Origin of the sequence: Streptomyces antibioticus (genome assembly GCF_002019855.1) — a bacterium.
In the GTDB taxonomy this organism is placed as follows: Bacteria; Actinomycetota; Actinomycetes; order Streptomycetales; family Streptomycetaceae; genus Streptomyces; species Streptomyces antibioticus_B.
In genome coordinates this window covers 1,760,933-1,783,744 of the sequence record NZ_CM007717.1, presented here as the reverse complement: position 1 = coordinate 1,783,744, position 22,812 = coordinate 1,760,933, and the positions used below count along the sequence as shown (strand labels likewise).

Genomic DNA, 22,812 nt, shown 5'->3' with positions numbered 1-22,812 from the left:
GGGGGCCGTTGCGGCCGGGCCGTCGTGGCCGCCGGCTAGCTCATCCGCCCCAGGACCTCCCGCACCCGCCGTACGTCACGCAGCCGCTGTTCGTAGGTCGCACCGACGCCGAGCAGCAGCAGTCCGGCGAGGGCGGGAGGCACCCAGCGCGGCAGCGCGTCGGCGAACTGGACCAGATACGGGGCCAGTTCGTGCAGCGCGACCAGGACCAGCACCGCGCCGCCGAGCACCAGCGGCGCCTGGAGCCGGCGCCGGGCGCCCAGCAGGGTGACCAGCAGCGCCGCCGCGCCGAGCAGCAGCGGACGCAGCCACTCCGGGTCGTGCTGGACGGCGGCCAGGCTCGGCAGCAGCGTGGCGGCGAGCCCCGGACCGTACGCCGTCCAGGACGAGGTCACCGGGGCGCGGTGCCGGCGCAGGAAGCCGACGACCAGCGCCGGGACCGTGACCGGCAGGGTGTACGCCTCGACGAGGTCCACCTGCCAGGCCGCCAGCCGTACCCAGGTGGCCAGCACGAACAGGACGGCGGCCGCGTACCCGGCACCGCGCCGGTCGGGCCGTATCGCCGTGCCCGCCGCGATCACCCCGCACAGGGCCAGCACCAGCGCGAGCAGCGGCGCGTCGAAGACCGCGAGACCGATCGCGACGACACCCGCGACGGCGCCGGTGATCTCCACCGCGAGCACGGTGGCGGGATCGATGATCCGGGGCGCGAGCAGGGCCGCGGCCACCGGGACCGCCAGCACCAGCAGCGCGACGTGCTCCGGACGCCAGCCCGCCGCGGCGCCCACCGCACCGGCCAGCGCCGTGGCGTACCCGAGCGACACGGCCGCCGTCACCGGCGCGTGCCGGCCCTGCCGGGCCGCCGCCGCGAACAGCGCCGTCAGCACCGCGAGGACCGTGAGCGTCGCCGCCTCGGTGGCCAGGGACACGAAGGCGACACCGGCCGACGTCACCACGGCGAGCCACAGCGCCACCGGAGCCGTCGCGGTCGCCGCCGCCAGTAGCCCGGCCACCACCAGACCCTGCACCGACAGGCCCACCACGTACGGCAGTTGCAGCGCGGCCGGCAGCACCACGACCGCCGCCCAGGCCGGCGGCAGCGCCCACTGCCGCCACACACCCCCACGCACCACCAGGACGGCCGCGACCAGGGCGAGCACCAGGGGAGCGGTGTCCGCGCCGGACGGCCAGACCCCACCGAGCGTCGCCGCGTCGCGGGCGTCCACCGGAGTCCCGGACCACACGTCACCGATCCGCCCCAGCGGACCCAGCACCGTCGCGGCCACGGCCGGCAGCGCCGACAGCAGCGCCAGGCCCTGGACGACGGCCGATGCCACGGCCAGACCCTGGCGCACCGCGTCCGGCACCCGCACCACGGCCAGCAGCGCGATCCCGCACACCAGCAGCGCCGGCACCAACCAGGTGTCGGACACCGTCACCCGCAGCACACCACCCGCACCGGCCACCAGAAGAAGACCGCCGACCGCCGCCGTGACCTGCGCGACGTCGGACCGGGGGCTGTACCAGGCCGTGGCCACCGCGATCGCCGCCGCCAGCGCGAACAGCACCGCCGCACGGCCCGCACCGGCCGGCCCCGACGCCTCCAGCGCGAGCACCCCGGCCGCCAGCACACCCCAGGCGCCCGAGCCGATCGCGCACACCACGGCCACCACCCGGACCGGCCGCGCGGACCCGCGCAGCGCCACCGCCACGTCGAACGCGGCCGTCAGCAGCACCCCGGCCGCCGCCGTCCACAACCCGCCACCCGCCGCCGCCACCCACAGCGGCACCGGGAGCTGAGCCACCACCAGCGCCGCCGGACGCGGCAGCCGCAGCGCACCGAGCGCCGTACCGTACGCCGTCCACAGCAGAGCCAGCGTCGTCGTGCACACCGCCAGGTACGTCGTGCCGTCCGACCCCTGGAACGCCGCCTCGTGCAGCGCGTACGCGTCCAGCACGGTCAGCGCCAGGCCGAGACCCGCGACCGCCTCGGCGGTCGACCGCAGCGAACGCCGCAGCAGCGCCACCGGCGCGGCGAGCACCGCGAGCGTGACCGCGCCCAGCACCGCGGAACGGCCCACGATCCCCAGATGACCCCAGCTCACCAGGGTGAACACCATCGCCGCCACGGTCAGCAGAATGCCGCCGAGCAGCAGCAGGACGTTCTGCACACCGGGCGCGGTGGCCTCGCGCCGGGGCGCCACCGGTGCCACCGGCTGCGGCGCGGTCGCGGCGAGCGGCCGTACCTGCTGGAGCGCCGTGATCAGCCAGGCGCGACGGGCCAGCAACTGGGCCCGCCGGGCGTCCAGTCGGCGCAGCTCGTTGTCGAGGAGCCGCAGTTCCTCGGCAGGAGGCGGAATATGCGTCATACCTGGAGTGTGGCCGCCGTCACGACCCCTGCCATGGGTACGGGTACTCAGACCGTACTCAAATGCCGCCCGCCCCACCCCCGTACGGGCACACTCGGCCCATGGACCGGAACCACTACCGCTTCCTCGCCCGCTGGTGGCTGCCCGCCCCGCCCGCCGCCGTCTACCGCGCCCTGGAACGGGCCGAGGACTACCCGCGCTGGTGGCGCCAGGTCCGCGAGGTCACCCCGATCGACGACACGGCAGGCGTCGTCCGCATCCGCTCGCTCCTGCCCTACGACATGACCTTCACCGCCCGCGAGGTACGCCGCGATCCACACGCCGGAGTGCTGGAGATCCGGATGTCCGGCGACCTCGACGGCTGGGCCCGCTGGACCCTCACCCCCGACGGCACCGGCACCCTCGCCCGCTACGAACAGGTCGTCGACGTCAACAAGCCGTTGCTCAGGCGGTTCGCCGTCCCCGGACGGCCGGTGTTCCGCGCCAACCACCGGCTGATGATGCGCGCCGGACGCCGCGGACTCACCGCCTACCTGCGAACGGTTTGAACCAAGCGCGCGAAGCCCTGTATGGTTCAGTGCGTTCCCGGGCGATTAGCTCAGTGGGAGAGCGCTTCGTTCACACCGAAGAGGTCACTGGTTCGAACCCAGTATCGCCCACCGGGACAGAACCGGTCCGCACACCGCGGGCCGGTTCTTCCGCGTCCGGGACCGAACGCGCCCTCAGGCCGCCGCCGGCAGCTCCGGGCGCAGCGGCCACGACGTGTCCACCGTCTCCGGAGTGCCACTGCGCGCGAACCACGCCTGGAGACCCCGCGCCTGGGCCGCGTGCCACGCCGTCTGGAGCGCGTGCAGATCCGCCGGGGACAGCCGCTCCAGCCGGGCCGCGAACCGCCGGCCCACCGCACGCACCACCTCCAGCGCCGCCAGCGCGTCCGCCGCCGCGTCATGCGCGTCCGACAACGTCACCTCGTAGTGCGCGCACAGATCGGTGAGCGTACGACGGCCCTTGCGATACCGGTCCAGATGCCGGTCCAGCACCCGCGGATCCAGCACCCGCAAAGGCGCCGGCTCCAGCCAGTGATCCAGCGACGACGCACGATGCCGACGCAACTCGCGGTCCAGCAGCGTCAGATCGAACGGCGCGTTCATCACGACCAACGGCCGCCCCGCCGCCGCCTGTTCGGCGAGCAGCTCGGCTATCTCGAACATCACCGGCGCCGGCCAGCGGCCGTTGCGCTGAAGATGCTCCTCGCTCAGCCCGTGCACCGCCGTCGCCGCGGCCGGCACCGGCACCCCGGGATTCACCAGCCAACGGGTCACCCTCGGCCGGACACCCGGAGCGTCCTGCACGACCAGCGCGGCCGACACGATCCGGTCGGACTCCACATCGACACCCGTCGTCTCCGTGTCGAAGGCGGCCAACGGGCCCTCGTACCAGTACGACATACCAACACAACCCCTCGTTCACCCACGGCGGCTGACGCACCGTCTTCCGCCCGTTTGGTGATACCCGGGCTGTTTGCGCCGTACGCCGGAAGGACACAACAGGAGTACGGGTCTTTGCAGTTCAGCGGCCCGCGGCGGGATCCACCCGCACATCACTCGGCCCGGTTCCGGGCAACTCACTTGGCTGGGAAGGCTGTTCGTCATGGCGATAGCGCAGCCCGAGCGGGGCGGGCTGCTGCCCCGGACCACGGGCCCCCATCGCGGCACACTCGCCACCACCGCCTGCATGGAAACCCTGCAGGTCGGCTACCTCCACGCCGTCGCGGCCGCCGCCGGCTGCTCGTTGTCCCAGCCCTTCCCGGACAACGGCATCGACTGGCACGTCAGCCACAGCGCCCCCGGCCACACCGTGGACGACGAGGTCACCATCAAGGTCCAGCTCAAGGCGACGTACCAGATCCCGCCCGACCCCCCGGGCAGGTTCTTCTCCTTCACGCTCGACAACGACCACCTGCGCAAACTCGCCCGCACCCCGGTCTCCGTCCACAAGATCCTCGTCGTGATGATCGTCCCCCGCTCCCAGGACCAGTGGCTGCGCGCCGGACACGACCGCCTCGACCTGCGGCACTGCTGCTACTGGGTCAACCTGGCCGGTCACCCCGTCACCGGACGCACCCGCACCACCGTGCGGATCCCCACCTCACGCGTCTTCGACGACCGGGCCCTGTGCGAGATCATGACGCGGGTCGGGACGGGAGGCAGACCATGACCCACCGCCCCCTCGACGGCACCGTACGCCCCGTACGACCCCACCCCGAGACCCACTGGAACCGTCCCCCCGAGCCCGGCACCGTCGACCCCGCCGTCCTCGCCGCCCTCCTGCGCCGCCACGGCTGGCAGCGCCGCGGCGGCGCCACCGGACGCTACGGCCGCTGGACCCCACCCGGCCCCGCCGCCACCGGCACCAGCCTCCTCGTCCCCGAGAGCCGCGCCTTCCCCGACAGCGACGACCTCCTCGGCGAGGCCCTCCAAGCCCTCGCCCGCAGCGCCGCACCCTCCGCACGCGAGGTCCTCGTCGGACTCGCCGTACCCAGCGACGAGATCCGCTGGTGGCGCGACGTCCCCGACGGCCCCGCCGGAACCGCCCCCTGGACCGCCGACGAACAACTCCGCACCGCCGCCCGCCAGATGCTCCTCGCCGGCGCCCTCGCCACCCGCGCACGAGCCGGCTACCACGGCGCCCGCCACCGCCGCGCCGCCACCGCCCTCCTCGGCCACGTCCTCGTCGGACCCGCCACCGACGGCCGCGCCCTCACCGCCTTCGTCCCCGCCGACCCCGGCCGCGCCCTCGCCGTACGCCTCCACCAGGCCCTGCACGCCGTCCGCGAGGCCATCGACTACCAGCGCGCCACCGGCCGCACCGACGCCTTCGACGGCGCCGTCGCGGCCGGCGCCAGCCGCGAACTGACCGAGGCGCTCGTCGCCCTCGTCCGCGGCACCGAAGGCGCCCGCATCGCCGTCGCCTGGGCCCCCGCGGCCGGCGTCCCCGCGGACTGCGCGGCGAACGCCGGACCCCTGGAGTTCTCACCCGGCGACCTGACCGCGCTGCGCGAGGCCGGCGCCCGCTACCTGCGCGCCGAACCCTCCGTACCGGTCCGGATCACCGGCGCCGTGGTCCGCCTGCGCCGCACCGGACCGCGCGGCGAGGGCAGCGTCCGGCTGAGGGTCCTCACCGGCGCCGACATCCCGTACGTCCGCGTCGCCCTCGCCGAGGACGACTACCGCATCGCCGGACAGGCCCACCTCGTCGGACTGCCCGTGACCGTCCGCGGACGCCTGGAGAGCCGGGGCGGCTTCCGCAGACTCGGCGAGGCCGGAGAAGTCACCCCCGTGCAGGTCGACGAGGCCGAGCGGGACCGGCTGATGAAGTCGCTGCAGGAGACCGCCGAGATCACGGCCTTCTTCGAGGAGACCTGCGGCGGCGACGACCGCCCCGACTGAGCGGAGCACCCCGGTCGCCGCTATTGGTTTCGCGGTCCACGGGTGCGGGTCGGTACGATCCCCTAATGCGCGCGCTCACAGTACGGCGCCGCACCCACCAGCAGTCAGGAGAGACCGGTGTCAGACGTCCGTGTGATCATCCAACGCGATTCCGAGCGGGAAGAGCGCACGGTGACGACGGGCACTACGGCCGCCGACCTCTTCGCCGGCGAGCGCTCCATCGTCGCCGCGCGCGTGGGCGGCGAGCTGCGCGACCTGTCGTACGTGCTCTCCGACGGCGAGGAGGTCGAGGGCGTCGAGATCACCTCCGACGACGGCCTCAACATCCTGCGCCACTCCACCGCGCACGTCCTCGCCCAGGCCGTGCAGGAGCTGTTCCCCGAGGCCAAGCTGGGCATCGGCCCGCCGGTCAAGGACGGCTTCTACTACGACTTCGACGTCGAGAAGCCCTTCCACCCCGATGACCTCAAGGCCATCGAGAAGAAGATGCAGGAGATCCAGAAGCGCGGGCAGAAGTTCGCCCGCCGCGTCGTCACGGACGAGGAGGCCCGCGCCGAGCTGGCCGACGAGCCGTACAAGCTGGAACTGATCGGCCTCAAGGGTTCCGCCTCCCACGACGACGGCGCGGACGTCGAGGTCGGCGCCGGCGAGCTGACGATCTACGACAACCTCGACGCCAAGACCGGCGAGCTGTGCTGGAAGGACCTCTGCCGCGGTCCCCACCTGCCGTCCACCCGGCTGATCCCGGCGTTCAAGCTGATGCGCAACGCCTCCGCGTACTGGCGTGGAAGCGAGAAGAACAAGCAGCTCCAGCGCATCTACGGGACCGCCTGGCCGTCCAAGGACGAGCTGAAGGCGTACCTCGACTTCCTCGCCGAGGCCGAGAAGCGCGACCACCGCAAGCTGGGCGCCGAGCTGGACCTGTTCTCCATCCCCGAGCAGATCGGCTCCGGCCTCGCCGTCTTCCACCCCAAGGGCGGCATCATCCGCCGGGTCATGGAGGACTACTCGCGTAACAGGCACGCCGAGGAAGGCTACGAGTTCGTCTACACCCCGCACGCGACGAAGGGAAAGCTTTTCGAGACGTCCGGGCACCTGGACTGGTACGCCGACGGCATGTACCCGCCCATGCAGCTCGACGAGGGCGTGGACTACTACCTCAAGCCCATGAACTGCCCGATGCACAACCTGATCTTCGACGCGCGCGGCCGCTCCTACCGTGAACTGCCGCTGCGCCTCTTCGAGTTCGGGACCGTGTACCGGTACGAGAAGTCGGGCGTCGTGCACGGTCTGACCCGTGCGCGCGGCTTCACCCAGGACGACGCGCACATCTACTGCACCCGTGAGCAGATGTCCGAGGAACTGGACAAGACGCTCACCTTCGTCCTCGGTCTGCTGCGGGACTACGGCCTGGAGGACTTCTACCTGGAGCTGTCCACCAAGGACGAGACCAAGTTCGTCGGCTCCGACGAGGCGTGGGAAGAGGCCACCGAGACGCTCCGCCAGGTCGCCGAGAAGCAGGGTCTGCCGCTCGTGCCCGACCCGGGTGGCGCCGCGTTCTACGGCCCGAAGATCTCCGTGCAGGCCAAGGACGCCATCGGCCGCACCTGGCAGATGTCGACCATCCAGCTCGACTTCAACCTGCCCGAGCGCTTCGACCTGGAGTACACCGGCCCGGACGGCTCCAAGCAGCGTCCGGTCATGATCCACCGCGCGCTGTTCGGCTCCATCGAGCGGTTCTTCGCGGTGCTGCTTGAGCACTACGCGGGCGCGTTCCCGGCGTGGCTGGCGCCGGTGCAGGCGGTGGGCATCCCGGTGGGCGACGCGCACGTGGAGTACCTGGAGGAGTTCGCCGCGGAGGCCCGGCGGAAGGGCCTGCGCGTCGAGGTGGACTCGTCGTCGGACCGTATGCAGAAGAAGATCCGCACGCAGCAGAAGCTCAAGGTCCCGTTCATGATCATCGTCGGTGACGACGACATGCACGGCGGCACGGTGTCCTTCCGCTACCGCGACGGTTCGCAGGAGAACGGGATCCCCCGTGACCTGGCCATCGCCAAGCTCGTCGACGTGGTGGAGCGTCGCGTGCAGGTGTGACGTGGTCCCCGCTGACGCGAGGTCTCAGGCCCCCGGGGCGTTTCCGCTCCCCGGGGGCCTTTCGTCGCCCTGGCGGGAGAACACCTGGAGCAGCCAGGAGGAGAAGGAGCCGGTGACCGCGCCAAGGAGGGCCAGGCCGCACGCCATCATGCCGACGGCGATCACCCGGCCCTTCGTCGTCACCGGTACGACATCGCCGTAGCCGACGGTCGCGAGTGTGGCGCAGGTCCACCACAGGGAGTCGCCGAAGGTGCGGATGCTGGCCCCGGGGGCGTAGCGCTCCTGCTGGTAGACGGCGAGGGCGCCGGAGAAGCCGAGCAGCGCGGTCGCCATCCCGGCGTAGGTGACCACGCGCGCGTACAGGGGGAGCAGGGGCCGTCCGTGGCGGCGTTCCATGGTCTCGTACGCCTTGACGATCCTGAGGGGGCGCAGCAGGGGCAGGACGAGCACGAGGGTGTCGAGCCAGTGCGACCGTACGAAGCCGGGGCCGCGCCCGCTGAAGCGCCAGCGCACGGCGTAGTCGACGGCGAAGGCCGCCCAGGCCGCGTAGAGCGTGCCGAGGCAGATGTCGTGCCAGATCTCGGGCAGGCCGGGGGCGAGGACGTGGACGGCGTACGCGGCGAGGTAGAGCGTCGAGGCGGCGGCGAGCGGTAGCTCGACGTGGTCCTCCCAGCGGGCGGTGCGTGCGTTGACGTCCATCGGGCCAGCTTCGCCCGGGGGGTGTCGGGCGTGGCCCCGGCGACACGCCGCGAACGGGCGAAGCAATATGCTGCCTTGCATGACGAGTGAGCCGGAACAGCAGATCGGAGTGGGGACGCAGGACGCGTTCCAGCGCCTGTGGACGCCCCACCGGATGGCGTACATCCAGGGCGAGAACAAGCCGACCGGTCCGGGGGCCGGCGACGGCTGTCCGTTCTGCTCGATCCCGGCGAAATCGGACGAGGACGGTCTGATCGTCCGGCGCGGTGAGCATGTGTACGCGGTGCTGAATCTGTATCCGTACAACGGCGGTCATCTGATGACCGTCCCTTATCGGCATGTGGCGGACTACACCGATCTGACCGGTCCTGAGACGGCCGAGCTGGCGGAGCTGACGAAGCAGGCGATGACGGCGTTGCGTGCCGCGTCGGGGGCGCAGGGCTTCAACATCGGTATGAATCAGGGCGGGGTGGCGGGTGCGGGGATCGCCGCGCATCTGCACCAGCACATCGTGCCCCGCTGGGGCGGGGACACGAACTTCATGCCGGTGGTGGGGCACACGCGTGTGCTGCCGCAGCTTCTGGCGGACACGCGCAAGATGCTGGCGGACGCCTGGGACGCGGGTTCCTGAGCACGGTGGCCGGCGGTCTAGGCGTCGTAGGTGTCCGCCTTCTTGGGTGAGACGTCCTGGACCGCCCCGCTGAGCGCGGACGCGCGGGTGCTGAACTTGTCGGTGTCGACGTCGTGCTCCTTGAGCACGCGGAGCGCGGCGCGGTGGACGGCGCGCAGGACCGGGGTGGCGGCGCGCAGGGCGTCGTCGGCCATGAAGCGGTGGCGCCAGGGCTGGTCGGCCCAGGCGTGCCGCAGGCCGAAGGGTTCGGGCAGGCCGATGGAGCCGCCGAGCCACTTGAGCAGCGGCGGGTACCAGCTGATGGTGGCGCGGGCGGCGAGGCGTACGACCTCGTCGGGGGTGACGAGGGGGAGCTTGATCGTCCGGGTCTCCCAGAAGCGGACGGTCTTGGCGACCTCCTTGGTGGGGGCCTCGGGCTTGCCGCTGAACAGGCCGTTGACGGGGCCGAGGGCGTGGCCGGTGACCTCGATGCGCAGGGTCTCCTTGAGGACCGTCACGGTGATCATGAGGGTGAGGATGAGGTCGCCGTTCCACAGGTGGGGCCACTGCACGCCCAGGTAGTGCCGGTCGCCGCCGTCGAACTGCTGGTTGTTGCAGATGTCCTCCACGGCGCGGGGCTTGACCTGGTATGCCTCGACGTCGGTGCCCTCGGGGCGGGCGACGGCCTTGGCGTTCTCGCCGACATGGGTGACGATCCAGTGCCGTACGGTCGGGGCGGGGAAGCCGCCGGTCTTGAGGCGCTGGCGGTGCAGGACGCTGAGTTCGTCGTGGATGGCGCGGATGACCGTCCAGCTCCGGAACTCGTGGATGCCCTTGACCTCGTCGACCGGGATGAGTTCCTCCGCCAGATGCCAGGCGCCCCAGCGGGTGCCCATGCCGAGGATGCCCTTGGGGCCGGCGTAGAAGACCGAGTTGGACTGCTGTTCGGCGCTGAGCCGGGCCAGGGACTGGCGGAGTTGTTCGGCGGCGGCCTGGTCGGGGCTGGTGGGCACGGCCTCGGGGACCTTGGCGCCGATGCTGCCGCCGGACAGCAGGCCGCCCCAGCGCTCCCGCAGGTCCTGTGCGGTGCGTTCGCAGACGCGTTTGGCGAGGAACCAGCCGGCGACGGGGGCGACGACGCAGCCACGCGCGTACCACCCGACGGGGCCGGTGAAGGGCATCTTGACGAGGAAGAGCACGGCGAGCGCGCCCACGGCGACGAGGAGGCCGGTGCCGAGGCCGGAGATCCGCTTGTTGTCCGTCTTCCCCATGGTGGCCCGCAGTTGGAAGACGAGCAGCCACACCAGCAGGCCCGGCAGGAAGAGCACGCCGCACAGCAGCATGAGGCCGGTGAGCTTCTTGTCGCGTTCGCGGCGGATGCGGTTGGCGGCGAGGCAGTGCTCGACGACGACCTGCGGTTCGCTGCCGAAGGACTGGATGAGGGGGCTGCGGCCGACGCCCAGCATGCGGTCGATGACCGCCTGGGAGTACGCCTCGCCGAAGTTGGGCCGGAAGATCTTCGCCCAGGGGCGGCCGTTGTTGACCGTCGACTGGTGCCATTCGTTGTCGGCCTTCTTGATCTCCTCCATCGGGGTGTCCCGGTAGGCCGCCGAGGCCAGGGCGTACGTCGGGGCCTGCCCCTCGCCGCCCGTCCGGGGCACCTGTGGCCCGAAGAAGTCCCCTACGGTCATTCCCGCCCCCACTCGCCGCCGTCCCGCTTCTGCGGCCTTCCCGACTTCCGTACCGCGCACACCTGTTGATCAGGTCATCAGCGTATCTTCCGCCGAGCGCGGCCGTCGGCGGACGGCCGGAGCCGTCCGCCGATTCGGAGGATCACCTTCCCCACGGGTCACTTGAGTGTGCTTTCACCCCAACCGTCAGCCGGCCTGGGCCTGTTGGCGGACTTTCTCCGCGACCTGCGGGGGCATCGGTTCGTGGCGTGCGTAGGCCCGCTGGAAGCGGGCGGTGCCGTGGGAGAGCGACCGCAGGTCGACCGCGTAGCGGCCGATCTCGATCTCGGGCACCTCGGCGCGCACCAGGGTGCGCCCGCCGGGCGCCTGTTCGGTGCCCAGGACGCGGCCGCGCCGGCCCGACAGGTCGCTCATGACGGCGCCCACGTAGTCGTCGCCGACCAGCACGCTCACCTCGGCCACGGGTTCCAGGAGGTGGATGCGGGCGTCGCCGGCCGCCTCGCGCAGGGCGAGCGCTCCGGCCGTCTGGAAGGCGGCGTCGGAGGAGTCCACCGAGTGGGCCTTGCCGTCGAGCAGGGTGACCCGTACGTCGACCAGTGGATGGCCGCCCACCAGTCCCTTCGCCGCCTGCGCGCGTACGCCCTTCTCGACGGAGGGGATGAACTGGCGCGGTACGGCGCCGCCGACGACCTTGTCCACGAACTCGATGCCCGAACCGCCCGGCAGCGGTTCGACCTCGATCTCGCAGATCGCGAACTGGCCGTGTCCGCCGGACTGTTTGACGTGCCGGCCGCGTCCGGCCGACTTGTCCGCGAAGGTCTCGCGCAGGGACACCTTGTGGGGGACGACGTCGACCTGGACGCCGTAGCGGGAGCGCAGCCGTTCCAGGGCGACGTCCGCGTGGGCCTCGCCGAGGCACCACAGGACGACCTGGTGGGTGTGCTGGTTCTGCTCCAGGCGCATGGTGGGGTCCTCGGCGACCAGCCGGGACAGGCCCTGCGAGAGCTTGTCCTCGTCGGCCTTGCTGTGCGCCTCGATGGCGAGCGGCAGCAGCGGGTCGGGCATCTGCCAGGGTTCCATCAGGAGGGGGTCGTCCTTGGCGGAGAGGGTGTCGCCGGTCTCGGCGCGGCCGAGTTTCGCCACGCACGCGAGGTCGCCCGCGATGCAGTGGGTGAGGGCCCGCTGCTGTTTGCCGAAGGGCGCGGACAGGGCGCCGACGCGTTCGTCCACGTCGTGGTCCTCGTGGCCCCGGTCGGCCAGGCCGTGGCCGGAGACGTGGACGGTGTCGTCGGCGCGCAGGGTCCCGGAGAAGACCCGGACGAGGGAGACGCGGCCCACGTAGGGGTCGGAGGAGGTCTTCACGACCTCGGCGACCAGCGGCCCGTCGGGATCGCACCGTTTCAGCTCGCGCGGCTCGCCGTCGATCGTGGTGACCTGGGGTGCCTCGCGTGCCAGGGGGGTGGGGAAGCCCCGGGTGACGAGTTCCAGCAGCTCGACCGTGCCGATGCCCTGCCGGGCGCCGTCGGCGGCGGGCGCGGCGGCGAGGACGGGGAAGAACGCGCCGCGTTCGACGGCCCGCTCCAGGTCGTCGATGAGTGTCTTGACGTCGACCTGCTCGCCGCCGAGATAGCGGTCCATGAGGGTCTCGTCCTCGCTCTCGGCGATGATCCCCTCGATCAGGCGGTTGCGGGCCTCCTCCAGGGCCGGCGCCTGGTCCTCGCCCGGCTCGGACTCCTCGCGGGTGCCGGAGGAGTAGTCGAACAGCTTGCGCGAGAGCAGCCCGGTCAGACCGGTCACGGGCGCGTGCCCGTCGGGGGCCTGCGGGCCGTGCAGGGGCAGATACAGCGGGAGGACGGCGTCCGGGTCGTCGCCGCCGAACTCCTCGGCGCAGATCCGGGTCATCTCCTCGAAGTCCGCGCGCGCGGACTCCAGATGCGTGATCACGATCGCGCGCGGCATGCCGACCGCCGCGCACTCCTCCCACACCATGCGGGTGGAGCCGTCCACGCCGTCCGAGGCCGAGACGACGAAGAGGGCCGCGTCCGCCGCTCGCAGACCGGCCCTGAGTTCCCCGACGAAGTCGGCGTATCCGGGGGTGTCCAGAAGGTTGACCTTGATGCCGTCCCATTCGACCGGCACCAGGGAGAGCTGTACCGAGCGCTGCTGCCGGTGCTCGATGTCGTCGTAGTCCGAGACCGTGCCGCCGTCCTCCACGCGGCCCGCCCGGTTCACGGCCCCCGCGGTCAGCGCGAGAGCCTCCACCAATGTCGTCTTGCCCGATCCGGAGTGGCCGACCAGCACCACATTCCGTACGGACGTGGGATGGTCGGCCGCTGTAGCCCTGCCGGCGGCTCCGGGGTGTGTGTGCGCCTTGTCGCCCATTTCCTTGCCTCCCGTGCACGGTGAGGTCCCTGGGGGCGCGGGCACGGCGGCCCCGCGTGCGATGGCGGCTCCGGCGACGCCCGCGGTCCTTCGAGCTTTCCACTCCCGTCACCGCCCGTCCATACGGCGGACGGCGCGGTGCGCGGCGGCCCTGGTGGGAGGGGTGCGGGGTGGCGGCGGGGACGGTGCGCGCGGCCGCGGCGGGTGCGGGGCGCGACCGTGCCGTGACCCGGATGCCGCGTGGCCGTGACACCTGGTGCGGGTGCCCGCCCGTCGCACACACGCGCGCGTGGCTACGATGGGCCAGCCGGTGGCCAGTGGGGCCGCGCGGCCACCGACCCTCGGGAAGGCCATGCTGAACAAGTACGCGCGTGCGTTCTTCACGCGTGTTCTCACGCCGTTCGCCTCGTTTCTGATCAGGCGGGGGGTCAGCCCCGACACGGTCACCCTGATCGGCACCGCCGGTGTGGTCGCGGGAGCGCTGGTCTTCTTCCCCCAGGGAGAGTTCTTCTGGGGCACGATCGTGATCACGCTGTTCGTGTTCTCCGACCTGGTCGACGGCAACATGGCCCGCCAGCTCGGCCGCTCCAGCAGGTGGGGCGCGTTCCTGGACTCCACGCTCGACCGGGTCGCCGACGGGGCGATCTTCGCCGGGTTCGCGCTCTGGTACGCGGGCGGCGGTGACGACATCGCGCTGTGCGCCGTCTCGATCTTCTGTCTGGCCAGCGGTCAGGTGGTGTCGTACACCAAGGCGCGCGGCGAGTCGATCGGGCTGCCGGTTGCCGTCAACGGTCTGGTGGAGCGCGCGGAGCGCCTGGTGATCTCGCTGGTCGCGGCGGGCCTCGCGGGGCTGCACGCGTTCGGTGTGCCGGGCATCCAGTACCTGCTGCCGGTCGCGCTGTGGATCGTGGCCGTGGGCAGCCTGGTCACGCTGATCCAGCGGGTCGTCACGGTCCGGCGCGAGTCGGCCGAGGCGGAGGCGGAAGCCGCGGAAGCGGCGGAGGAGACCGCGGGGGAGGCGCAGCCGGGTGCCGGGAGCAACGGGGCCGCCAGGACCTCCGAGAACGCGTCCCGGGGGAGCGAGGCGGCCAAGTGAGCGCCCAGGAGCGGCTGACCGACGCGCTGTACGGACTCGGCTGGGGTGCCGTCAAGAAGCTCCCCGAGCCGGTCGCCGTCCGCCTCGGCCGGTCGATCGCGGACCTCGCGTGGAAGAAGCGCGGCAAGGGCGTGCGGCGGCTGGAGAGCAACTACGCGCGCGTGGTGCCCGGCGCGGGCGCCGAGCGGCTGGCCGAGCTGTCCCGCGCGGGCATGCGCTCGTACCTGCGCTACTGGATGGAGTCGTTCCGGCTGCCCGCGTGGAGCGAGGAGCGGATCAGGACCGGCTTCGAGCCGTTGGACGTCCACCATCTGACCGACGGCATCGCCTCCGACCGGGGTGTCATCCTCGCGCTGCCCCACATGGCGAACTGGGACCTGGCGGGCGCCTGGGTCACCACCGAGCTGAAGACGCCGTTCACCACGGTCGCCGAACGCCTCAAGCCGGAGACGCTGTACGACCGTTTCGTCGCCTACCGCGAGGGCCTCGGCATGGAGGTCCTGCCGCACAACGGCGGCTCCGCCTTCGGCACCCTGGCGCGGCGGCTGCGCGACGGCGGGCTGGTCTGTCTGGTCGCCGAGCGCGATCTGTCCGCCTCGGGCGTCGAGGTGACGTTCTTCGGCGACACGGCGACCATGCCGGCGGGGCCCGCCCTGCTGGCCCAGCAGACTGGCGCGCTGCTGCTGCCGGTCACCCTCTGGTACGACGACTCGCCCGTCATGCGGGGCCGCGTCCATCCCCCGATCGAGGTACCCGGCTCAGGTACCCGGGCCGAGAAGACGTCTGTGATGACACAGGCGCTCGCGGACGCCTTCGCCTCGGGCATCGCCGACCATCCGGAGGACTGGCACATGCTTCAGCGGTTGTGGCTCTCGGACCTCGATCCCACCAAGGGGCCCGCGTGAGGATCGGCATCGTCTGCCCGTACTCCTGGGACGTGCCGGGCGGCGTCCAGTTCCACATCCGCGACCTCGCCGAGTACTTCATCCGGCTCGGCCACGAGGTGTCCGTGCTCGCCCCGGCGGACGACGACACCCCGCTGCCACCGTACGTCGTCTCGGCCGGGCGCGCGGTCCCGGTGCCGTACAACGGCTCGGTGGCCCGGCTGAACTTCGGCTTCCTCAGCGCCGCGCGCGTGCGGCGCTGGCTGCACGACGGCTCCTTCGACGTCGTCCACATCCACGAGCCGACCTCGCCCTCGCTCGGGCTGCTGACCTGCTGGGCGGCGCAGGGGCCGATCGTGGCCACCTTCCACACCTCCAACCCGCGCTCGCGCGCGATGATCGCCGCGTACTCGATCCTCCAGGCCGCCCTGGAGAAGATCAGCGCGCGGATCGCCGTGAGCGAGTACGCCCGCCGCACCCTGGTCGAGCACCTCGGCGGGGACGCGGTCGTCATCCCCAACGGCGTCGACGTCGACTTCTTCGCGAAGGCCGAGCCCAAGGCCGAGTGGCAGGGCGAAACGCTCGGGTTCGTCGGCCGTATCGACGAGCCCCGCAAGGGCCTGCCGGTGCTGATGAAGGCCCTGCCGAGGATCTTCGCCGAGCGGCCGGAGGCCCGGCTGCTGGTCGCCGGGCGCGGTGACGCCGAGGAGGCGGTGGCCGGTCTGCCGAAGGAACTGCGCTCGCGCGTGGAGTTCCTCGGCATGGTCAGCGACGAGGACAAGGCCCGCTTCCTGCGCAGCGTCGACCTGTACGTCGCCCCCAACACCGGCGGCGAGAGCTTCGGCATCATCCTCGTCGAGGCCATGTCCGCCGGGGCACCGGTGCTCGCCTCCGACCTCGACGCCTTCGCCCAGGTCCTCGACCAGGGAGCCGCGGGCGAACTCTTCACCAACGAGGACGCGGACGCGCTGGCCGACGCGGCGATCCGCCTCCTCGGCGACCCCGGACGCCGCGAGGAACTCCGCGCGCGGGGCAGCGCCCACGTCCGCCGCTTCGACTGGTCGACGGTCGGCGCGGACATCCTGTCGGTCTACGAAACGGTCACAGCGGGAGCGGCGGCGGTCGCGGCGACGGACGACGACCGGGGGTCGCTGCGGTCGCGGCTGGGGTTGGCGCGGGACTGAGGCGCCAGGGGGCGGGGCGGCTGCCGCGTGCCGGCAGGGCGCGCTCTGCCCGGCCCGACGCGTGTGCGCGCATGACCCGACCTGATCCGGCCCCGGGCGGAGCGGCCGGGCACCGGTAGCCTGCCGTGCGTGACCGGAACACTCATCTGGGCCCTCGTCGTGCTTGTCGCGATCGGTCTGTATCTGAGCTGGACGGCGGGGCGGCTGGATCGGCTGCACGCCCGGATCGACGCCACGCGTGCCGCGCTGGACGCGCAACTGCTGCGCCGGGCGTCCGTGGCGCAGGAACTGGCCACCTCCGGGGTGCTCGACCCGGCCGCCTCGATCGTGCTGTACGAGGCCGCGCACGCCGCACGGCAGAGCGAGGAGGAACAGCGCGAGGTCGCCGAGAGCGATCTGAGCCAGGCCCTGCGGGCGGTCTTCGCGGACGCGGCGCAGGTGGAAGCCGTGCGTGCGGTACCGGGCGGAGAGGCGGCGACCGGTGAACTCACCGAAGCGGTACGCCGCGTGCCGATGGCCCGGCGGTTCCACAACGACGCCGTCGGCGCGGCCCGGCGGCTGCGCGCGCACCGCAAGGTCCGCTGGTTCCGCCTCGCCGGCCACGCGCCCTTCCCGATGGCCTTCGAGATGGACGACGAGCCGCCGCCGGCCCTCGTCGAGCGCGCGGCCTGAAACCGGGGCACCGGAGCCAAAAGGATCCACCGGCTTTGCATTGGCCCTTGCAGTGGACTGCTCCGCTCGCGTTTCCTCGGTTTTTGCAGAAACTCACCTTCACTTCAGCGAGGTCAACCCGTGTCCAGCATCGAGAACCAGGCCCCCGAGATCGGCACCGCCCGTGTGAAGCGCGGCATGGCCGAGCAGCTCAAGGGCGGCGTGATCATGGACGTCGTGACGCCTGAGCAGGCGAAGATCGCCGAGGACGCGGGCGCCGTCGCCGTCATGGCCCTGGAGCGGGTCCCGGCCGACATCCGCAAGGACGGCGGCGTGGCCCGGATGTCCGACCCGGACATGATCGAGGGCATCATCGAGGCCGTCTCGATCCCGGTCATGGCGAAGTCCCGCATCGGCCACTTCGTCGAGGCGCAGGTGCTCCAGTCCCTCGGTGTCGACTACATCGACGAGTCCGAGGTCCTCACCCCGGCCGACGAGGTCAACCACAGCGACAAGTTCGCCTTCACGACGCCGTTCGTCTGCGGCGCCACCAACCTCGGTGAGGCCCTGCGCCGGATCGCCGAGGGTGCCGCGATGATCCGCTCCAAGGGCGAGGCCGGCACCGGCAACGTCGTGGAGGCCGTCCGTCACCTGCGTCAGATCAAGAACGAGATCGCCCGTCTGCGCGGCTACGACAACAACGAGCTGTACGCCGCCGCCAAGGAGCTGCGCGCCCCCTACGAGCTGGTCAAGGAGGTCGCCGAGCTGGGCAAGCTCCCGGTCGTGCTGTTCTCCGCCGGCGGTGTGGCCACCCCGGCCGACGCCGCGCTGATGCGCCAGCTCGGCGCCGAGGGCGTCTTCGTCGGCTCCGGCATCTTCAAGTCCGGCGACCCGGCCAAGCGCGCCGCCGCCATCGTGAAGGCCACCACCTTCTACGACGACCCGAAGATCATCGCGGACGCGTCCCGCAACCTCGGCGAGGCCATGGTCGGCATCAACTGCGACACCCTCCCCGAGGCCGAGCGCTACGCCAACCGCGGCTGGTAGTCCCCGATGAGCACACCTGTCATCGGCGTCCTGGCCCTCCAGGGCGACGTACGGGAGCACCTCGTCGCCCTGGCCGCGGCCGACGCCGTGGCCAGGCCGGTGCGGCGCCCCGAGGAACTCGCCGAGGTGGACGGCCTGGTCATCCCCGGCGGCGAGTCCACCACCATCTCCAAGCTGGCCGTCCTGTTCGGCGTGATGGAACCTCTCCGCGCGCGGGTGCGGGCCGGGATGCCGGTCTACGGCACCTGCGCCGGCCTGATCATGCTCGCCGACAAGATCCTCGACCCGCGCTCGGGCCAGGAGACCGTCGGCGGGATCGACATGATCGTGCGCCGCAACGCCTTCGGACGCCAGAACGAGTCCTTCGAGGCGGCGGTCGACGTCAAGGGCGTCGAGGGCGATCCTGTAGAGGGCGTCTTCATCCGCGCCCCCTGGGTGGAGTCCGTGAGCGCCGCGGCCGAGGTGCTCGCCGAGCACGACGGCCATATCGTCGCGGTCCGTCAGGGCAACGCGCTGGCCACCTCGTTCCACCCGGAACTGACCGGCGACCACCGGATGCACGCCCTGTTCGTCGACATGGTGCGCGCGAACGGCACGGCGGAGTCCTTGTAGGATCTCTGGCGTTCGTTAGTTGGATGGTTACGCGAAGGAGACAGGCAGATGTCCGGCCACTCTAAATGGGCTACGACGAAGCACAAGAAGGCCGTGATCGACGCCAAGCGCGGCAAGCTCTTCGCGAAGCTGATCAAGAACATCGAGGTCGCCGCGCGGATGGGCGGCGTCGACCTCGAGGGCAACCCCACGCTGTACGACGCCGTCCAGAAGGCCAAGAAGCAGTCGGTCCCGAACAAGAACATCGACTCCGCCATCAAGCGCGGCGGCGGTCTCGAGGCCGGCGGCGCCGACTACGAGACGATCATGTACGAGGGCTACGGTCCGAACGGCGTCGCGGTGCTCATCGAGTGCCTCACCGACAACCGCAACCGCGCCGCCTCCGACGTGCGCGTGGCCATGACCCGCAACGGCGGCTCCATGGCCGACCCGGGCTCGGTGTCGTACCTGTTCAACCGCAAGGGCGTCGTCATCGTCCCCAAGGGCGAGCTGTCCGAGGACGACGTCCTCGGTGCCGTCCTGGACGCCGGTGCCGAGGAGGTCAACGACCTCGGCGAGTCCTTCGAGGTGCTCAGCGAGGCCACCGACCTGGTCGCCGTCCGCAGCGCCCTCCAGGACGCCGGGATCGACTACGACTCAGCCGAGGCCAACTTCGTCCCGACCATGCAGGTCGAGCTGGACGAGGAGGGCGCCAAGAAGATCTTCAAGCTGATCGACGCGCTGGAGGACAGCGACGACGTGCAGAACGTCTTCGCCAACTTCGACGTCAGCGACGAGATCATGGAGAAGGTCGACGCGTAACGCCGTCGCGGACCGAGCGGATTCCGGCGGGCCGGTGGGACACACCCCACCGGCCCGCCGCCGTTGTCAGTGGCACCGGATAGCCTGCACGAACTGGGGGTACCGGCCGGCGAAGCCGGAGAGATGCAGGGGAGGGCGTGTGCGGGTACTCGGGGTCGACCCCGGACTGACGCGATGCGGTGTCGGAGTCGTCGAGGGCGTCGCGGGGCGGCCGTTGACGATGCTCGGCGTCGGTGTCGTCCGCACGCCCGCGGACGCCGAGTTGGGGCAGCGCCTGGTCGCCGTCGAGCAGGGCATCGAGCAGTGGCTCGACGAGCACCGGCCCGAATTCGTCGCCGTGGAGCGGGTGTTCAGCCAGCACAACGTCCGGACCGTGATGGGCACCGCCCAGGCCAGCGCCGTCGCCATGCTGTGCGCCGCCCGGCGCGGCATCCCCGTCGCCCTGCACACGCCCAGCGAGGTCAAGGCCGCCGTCACCGGCAGCGGCCGCGCCGACAAGGCCCAGGTCGGCGCCATGGTCACCCGGCTGCTCCGGCTCGCCGCGCCCCCCAAGCCCGCCGACGCCGCCGACGCCCTCGCCCTCGCCATCTGCCACATCTGGCGCGCTCCCGCGCAGAACCGGTTGCAGCAGGCCGTCGCCCTGCACGCGGCCGGCGCACCCTCGACATCGAAAGGCCGCAGAGGATGATCGCCTTCGTGAGCGGACCGGTCGCCGCCCTCGCCCCCGACTCCGCGGTGGTCGAGGTGGGCGGCATCGGCATCGCCGTCCAGTGCACACCCGACACCCTGTCCGGACTGCGCCTGGGCCGCCCGGCGAAACTGGCCACCTCCCTCGTCGTGCGCGAGGACTCCCTGACCCTGTACGGCTTCGCGGACGACGACGAGCGACAGGTGTTCGAGCTGCTCCAGACCGCGAGCGGGGTCGGCCCGCGGCTCGCCCAGGCCATGCTCGCCGTGCACCGCCCCGACGCCCTGCGCCGCGCGGTGGCCACCGGTGACGAGAAGGCGCTGATCGCCGTCCCCGGCATCGGCAAGAAGGGCGCCCAGAAACTGCTCCTTGAGCTGAAGGACAGACTCGGCGAGCCGCTCGGCGCCCCCGCGCTCGGCGCCCCGGTCACCCAGGGCTGGCGCGACCAGTTGCACGCCGCCCTGATCGGCCTCGGCTACGCCACCCGCGAGGCCGACGAGGCCGTCACCGCCGTCACCCCGCAGGCCGAGGCCGCCGAGGGCGCCCCGCAGGTGGGCCACCTCCTCAAGGCCGCCCTCCAGACCCTGAACCGCGCCCGCTGACCCCCACCACGCACCCCTGAGGCACATCCATGAACTGGGACGACACGACCGACACCGACGCCGCCGCGGACCGGCTGGTGGACTCGGTCGCCGACCGCGAGGACCAGGCCGTCGAGGCCGCCCTGCGCCCCAAGGACCTGGGCGAGTTCATCGGCCAGGAGAAGGTCCGCGAACAGCTCGACCTCGTGCTGCGCGCCGCACGCGCGCGCGGCGCCACCGCCGACCACGTGCTGCTCTCCGGCGCCCCCGGCCTCGGCAAGACCACCCTCTCCATGATCATCGCCGCCGAGATGGGCGCCCCCATCCGGATCACCTCCGGCCCCGCCATCCAGCACGCCGGCGACCTCGCCGCGATCCTCTCCTCCCTCCAGGAGGGCGAGGTCCTCTTCCTCGACGAGATCCACCGCATGTCCCGGCCCGCCGAGGAGATGCTCTACATGGCCATGGAGGACTTCCGGGTCGACGTGATCGTCGGCAAGGGCCCCGGCGCCACCGCCATCCCGCTCGAACTGCCGCCCTTCACCCTGGTCGGCGCCACCACCCGCGCGGGCCTGCTGCCGCCCCCGCTGCGCGACCGCTTCGGCTTCACCGCGCACATGGAGTTCTACGAGCCCGCGGAGCTCCAGCGGGTCGTCCACCGCTCCGCGCACCTCCTCGACGTCGAGATCGACACCGCGGGCGCCGCCGAGATCGCCGGCCGCTCCCGCGGCACGCCCCGTATCGCCAACCGGCTGCTGCGCCGCGTCCGCGACTACGCGCAGGTCAAGGCGGACGGCGTGATCGACCGCCCGATCGCCTCGGCGGCCCTCGCGGTGTACGAGGTCGACGCCCGCGGTCTCGACCGGCTGGACCGGGCCGTCCTGGAGGCCCTGCTCAAGCTGTTCGGCGGCGGCCCGGTCGGCCTGTCCACGCTCGCCGTCGCCGTGGGGGAGGAGCGCGAGACCGTCGAGGAGGTCGCCGAGCCGTTCCTCGTCCGGGAGGGGCTGCTCGCCCGCACCCCGCGCGGCCGCGTCGCGACCCCGGCCGCCTGGGCGCATCTCGGCCTCACGCCGCCGCGCGCGGCGGGGGCCGGCGGGCAGCAAGATCTGTTCGGGACATGACGTCCGGATCTGTTCGGAGCATGACCACCGGACGGCCCGCGGGAACTTTCACGGGGAGGTCCGCGGGGACAACCGGGACGTCGGCGTGACATCGGGGACATCGGCGGGCCTGCGGGCGGGCCGTCGGCGGGGACATTCGCAAGGTCAGGAACCCAGGTGCCATGCTGAGCGTTGTTCCATGCACGCGGACTCGCTTAGACTCCGCCGATGCCGCCCTTGTCGGCGACACACATACCCCCATCCATCAGGCCGCTCACCATCGCGGTCGTCTGAAGGAAGTACCGACCCGTGAGTCTCGTGACCCTCCTCCCGTTCATCGTGCTCATCGGGGCCATGTTCCTGATGACCCGGTCGGCCAAGAAGAAGCAGCAGCAGGCGGCCGACATGCGGAACCAAATGCAGCCCGGCAGCGGTGTCCGCACCATCGGGGGCATGTACGCGACGGTGAAGGAGGTCAGTGACGACACGGTCCTCCTCGACGCCGGCCCCGGCGTGGAGCTGCTCTTCGCCAAGAACTCCATCGGCGCCGTCCTGACCGACGACGAGTACAACCGCATCGTCCACGGCATCGAGCACGACCTGAAGTCCGACTCCGACGTCGTCCCCGACGACGCCTCCTCCCTCACCAAGTCCGCCGACGCCGACGACTCCGCCGACGAAGCTGCCGCCGCCTCCGACGACGCGTCCGTCGACCTCGGCAAGAAGGACGCGACCGACGAGGTCGAGGAGCAGGCCGCCGAGGCCGAGGCCGACGAGGAGCCGAAGAAGACCGACGGCGACTCCGACGCGAAGAAGTAGTCACGCTCCCGGGGCGCACGGAACACACCCGTGCGCCCCGGGGTGTGCGCATCTC

At 71.9% G+C, this 22,812-nt stretch carries 21 protein-coding genes and 1 tRNA gene; 17 read left to right on the top strand and 5 right to left on the bottom strand.

From position 1 onward, the window contains the following. Positions 1 to 35: 35 nt before the first annotated feature. Positions 36 to 2,369: an SCO7613 C-terminal domain-containing membrane protein gene (locus AFM16_RS07890; RefSeq protein ID WP_078632883.1), complete on the bottom strand. Its 2,334-nt coding sequence runs from the start codon at positions 2,367 to 2,369 to the stop codon at positions 36 to 38. A 101-nt stretch (positions 2,370 to 2,470) separates the two neighbouring features. Between AFM16_RS07890 and AFM16_RS07885 the strand changes: the two genes are divergently transcribed. Both AFM16_RS07885 and AFM16_RS07880 read left to right on the top strand, forming a co-directional pair. Beyond that, positions 2,471 to 2,917: an SRPBCC family protein gene (locus AFM16_RS07885; RefSeq protein ID WP_078632882.1), complete on the top strand. Its 447-nt coding sequence runs from the start codon at positions 2,471 to 2,473 to the stop codon at positions 2,915 to 2,917. Positions 2,918 to 2,956: 39 nt separating this feature from the next. Continuing rightward, a tRNA-Val gene (locus AFM16_RS07880) sits at positions 2,957 to 3,028 on the top strand. A 63-nt stretch (positions 3,029 to 3,091) separates the two neighbouring features. On the opposite strand, the gene AFM16_RS07875 is transcribed toward AFM16_RS07880, so the two are convergent. Continuing rightward, on the bottom strand, positions 3,092 to 3,817 hold the full coding sequence (locus AFM16_RS07875; RefSeq protein ID WP_030785983.1) for an exonuclease domain-containing protein: 726 nt from the start codon (positions 3,815 to 3,817) through the stop codon (positions 3,092 to 3,094). A 202-nt stretch (positions 3,818 to 4,019) separates the two neighbouring features. Between AFM16_RS07875 and AFM16_RS07870 the strand changes: the two genes are divergently transcribed. From AFM16_RS07870 to thrS, 3 genes are all read left to right on the top strand, one after another. Then, positions 4,020 to 4,586, top strand: a complete 567-nt coding sequence (locus AFM16_RS07870) for a DUF4365 domain-containing protein (RefSeq protein ID WP_030785981.1) — start codon at positions 4,020 to 4,022, stop codon at positions 4,584 to 4,586. After that, a complete protein-coding gene (locus tag AFM16_RS07865; protein WP_078632881.1) occupies positions 4,583 to 5,818 on the top strand; it encodes a serine/threonine-protein kinase in 1,236 nt (411 codons plus the stop codon). Before AFM16_RS07870 ends, AFM16_RS07865 begins: the two co-directional genes overlap by 4 nt. Before the next feature lie 117 nt (positions 5,819 to 5,935). After that, a complete protein-coding gene (thrS, locus tag AFM16_RS07860) occupies positions 5,936 to 7,912 on the top strand; it encodes a threonine--tRNA ligase (RefSeq protein ID WP_078632880.1) in 1,977 nt (658 codons plus the stop codon). 24 nt (positions 7,913 to 7,936) lie between these two features. Here thrS and AFM16_RS07855 read toward each other — a convergent pair whose 3' ends face one another. Further along, positions 7,937 to 8,611, bottom strand: a complete 675-nt coding sequence (locus AFM16_RS07855) for a potassium channel family protein (RefSeq protein ID WP_030785975.1) — start codon at positions 8,609 to 8,611, stop codon at positions 7,937 to 7,939. Positions 8,612 to 8,678: 67 nt separating this feature from the next. Here AFM16_RS07855 and AFM16_RS07850 point away from each other — a divergent pair, with 67 nt between their 5' ends. Further along, positions 8,679 to 9,242 carry an HIT family protein gene (locus AFM16_RS07850; protein WP_078632879.1) on the top strand — a complete coding sequence of 188 codons (564 nt, stop codon included), beginning with the start codon at positions 8,679 to 8,681 and terminating at the stop codon, positions 9,240 to 9,242. Positions 9,243 to 9,259: 17 nt separating this feature from the next. Here the strand turns inward: AFM16_RS07850 and AFM16_RS07845 are convergent, their stop codons facing one another. Together AFM16_RS07845 and AFM16_RS07840 are read right to left on the bottom strand one after the other, a co-directional pair. Continuing rightward, positions 9,260 to 10,912, bottom strand: coding sequence for an AbeC-like domain-containing protein (locus AFM16_RS07845; RefSeq protein WP_078632878.1), 1,653 nt, complete (start codon positions 10,910 to 10,912; stop codon positions 9,260 to 9,262). Positions 10,913 to 11,098: 186 nt separating this feature from the next. Further along, the gene (locus AFM16_RS07840; protein ID WP_078632877.1) at positions 11,099 to 13,294 is read right to left on the bottom strand and encodes an elongation factor G-like protein EF-G2; all 2,196 of its coding nucleotides are present in this window, start codon (positions 13,292 to 13,294) and stop codon (positions 11,099 to 11,101) included. 298 nt (positions 13,295 to 13,592) lie between these two features. On the opposite strand from AFM16_RS07840, the gene pgsA reads away from it, so the two are divergent. From pgsA to yajC, 11 genes are all read left to right on the top strand, one after another. Further along, on the top strand, positions 13,593 to 14,390 hold the full coding sequence (gene pgsA / locus AFM16_RS07835) for a phosphatidylinositol phosphate synthase (protein ID WP_078632876.1): 798 nt from the start codon (positions 13,593 to 13,595) through the stop codon (positions 14,388 to 14,390). Next, a complete protein-coding gene (locus AFM16_RS07830) occupies positions 14,387 to 15,295 on the top strand; it encodes a phosphatidylinositol mannoside acyltransferase (protein ID WP_078632875.1) in 909 nt (302 codons plus the stop codon). Before pgsA ends, AFM16_RS07830 begins: the two co-directional genes overlap by 4 nt. Next, positions 15,292 to 16,458 (top strand): glycosyltransferase family 4 protein, encoded by a 1,167-nt coding sequence (locus AFM16_RS07825; RefSeq protein ID WP_078632874.1) that lies wholly within the window; start codon positions 15,292 to 15,294, stop codon positions 16,456 to 16,458. The genes AFM16_RS07830 and AFM16_RS07825 overlap by 4 nt, the downstream gene beginning before the upstream one ends. Before the next feature lie 129 nt (positions 16,459 to 16,587). Next, positions 16,588 to 17,130, top strand: a complete 543-nt coding sequence (locus AFM16_RS07820) for a LemA family protein (RefSeq protein WP_030785959.1) — start codon at positions 16,588 to 16,590, stop codon at positions 17,128 to 17,130. Positions 17,131 to 17,250: 120 nt separating this feature from the next. Continuing rightward, positions 17,251 to 18,156, top strand: a complete 906-nt coding sequence (gene pdxS, locus AFM16_RS07815) for a pyridoxal 5'-phosphate synthase lyase subunit PdxS (RefSeq protein ID WP_030785956.1) — start codon at positions 17,251 to 17,253, stop codon at positions 18,154 to 18,156. A 6-nt stretch (positions 18,157 to 18,162) separates the two neighbouring features. Continuing rightward, complete coding sequence (pdxT, locus tag AFM16_RS07810; RefSeq protein WP_078632873.1) at positions 18,163 to 18,768, top strand: pyridoxal 5'-phosphate synthase glutaminase subunit PdxT; 606 nt, start codon at positions 18,163 to 18,165, stop codon at positions 18,766 to 18,768. A 48-nt stretch (positions 18,769 to 18,816) separates the two neighbouring features. Continuing rightward, on the top strand, positions 18,817 to 19,569 hold the full coding sequence (locus AFM16_RS07805; protein WP_078632872.1) for a YebC/PmpR family DNA-binding transcriptional regulator: 753 nt from the start codon (positions 18,817 to 18,819) through the stop codon (positions 19,567 to 19,569). A gap of 139 nt (positions 19,570 to 19,708) precedes the next feature. Beyond that, positions 19,709 to 20,257 carry a crossover junction endodeoxyribonuclease RuvC gene (ruvC, locus tag AFM16_RS07800; RefSeq protein WP_078632871.1) on the top strand — a complete coding sequence of 183 codons (549 nt, stop codon included), beginning with the start codon at positions 19,709 to 19,711 and terminating at the stop codon, positions 20,255 to 20,257. Continuing rightward, positions 20,254 to 20,859, top strand: coding sequence for a Holliday junction branch migration protein RuvA (gene ruvA, locus AFM16_RS07795; RefSeq protein ID WP_078632870.1), 606 nt, complete (start codon positions 20,254 to 20,256; stop codon positions 20,857 to 20,859). The genes ruvC and ruvA overlap by 4 nt, the downstream gene beginning before the upstream one ends. Positions 20,860 to 20,888: 29 nt before the next feature. Continuing rightward, a complete protein-coding gene (gene ruvB, locus AFM16_RS07790; protein WP_030785941.1) occupies positions 20,889 to 21,959 on the top strand; it encodes a Holliday junction branch migration DNA helicase RuvB in 1,071 nt (356 codons plus the stop codon). A 288-nt stretch (positions 21,960 to 22,247) separates the two neighbouring features. Then, positions 22,248 to 22,757, top strand: coding sequence for a preprotein translocase subunit YajC (gene yajC, locus AFM16_RS07785; protein WP_030785939.1), 510 nt, complete (start codon positions 22,248 to 22,250; stop codon positions 22,755 to 22,757). The last annotated feature ends 55 nt before the right edge of the window (positions 22,758 to 22,812 follow it).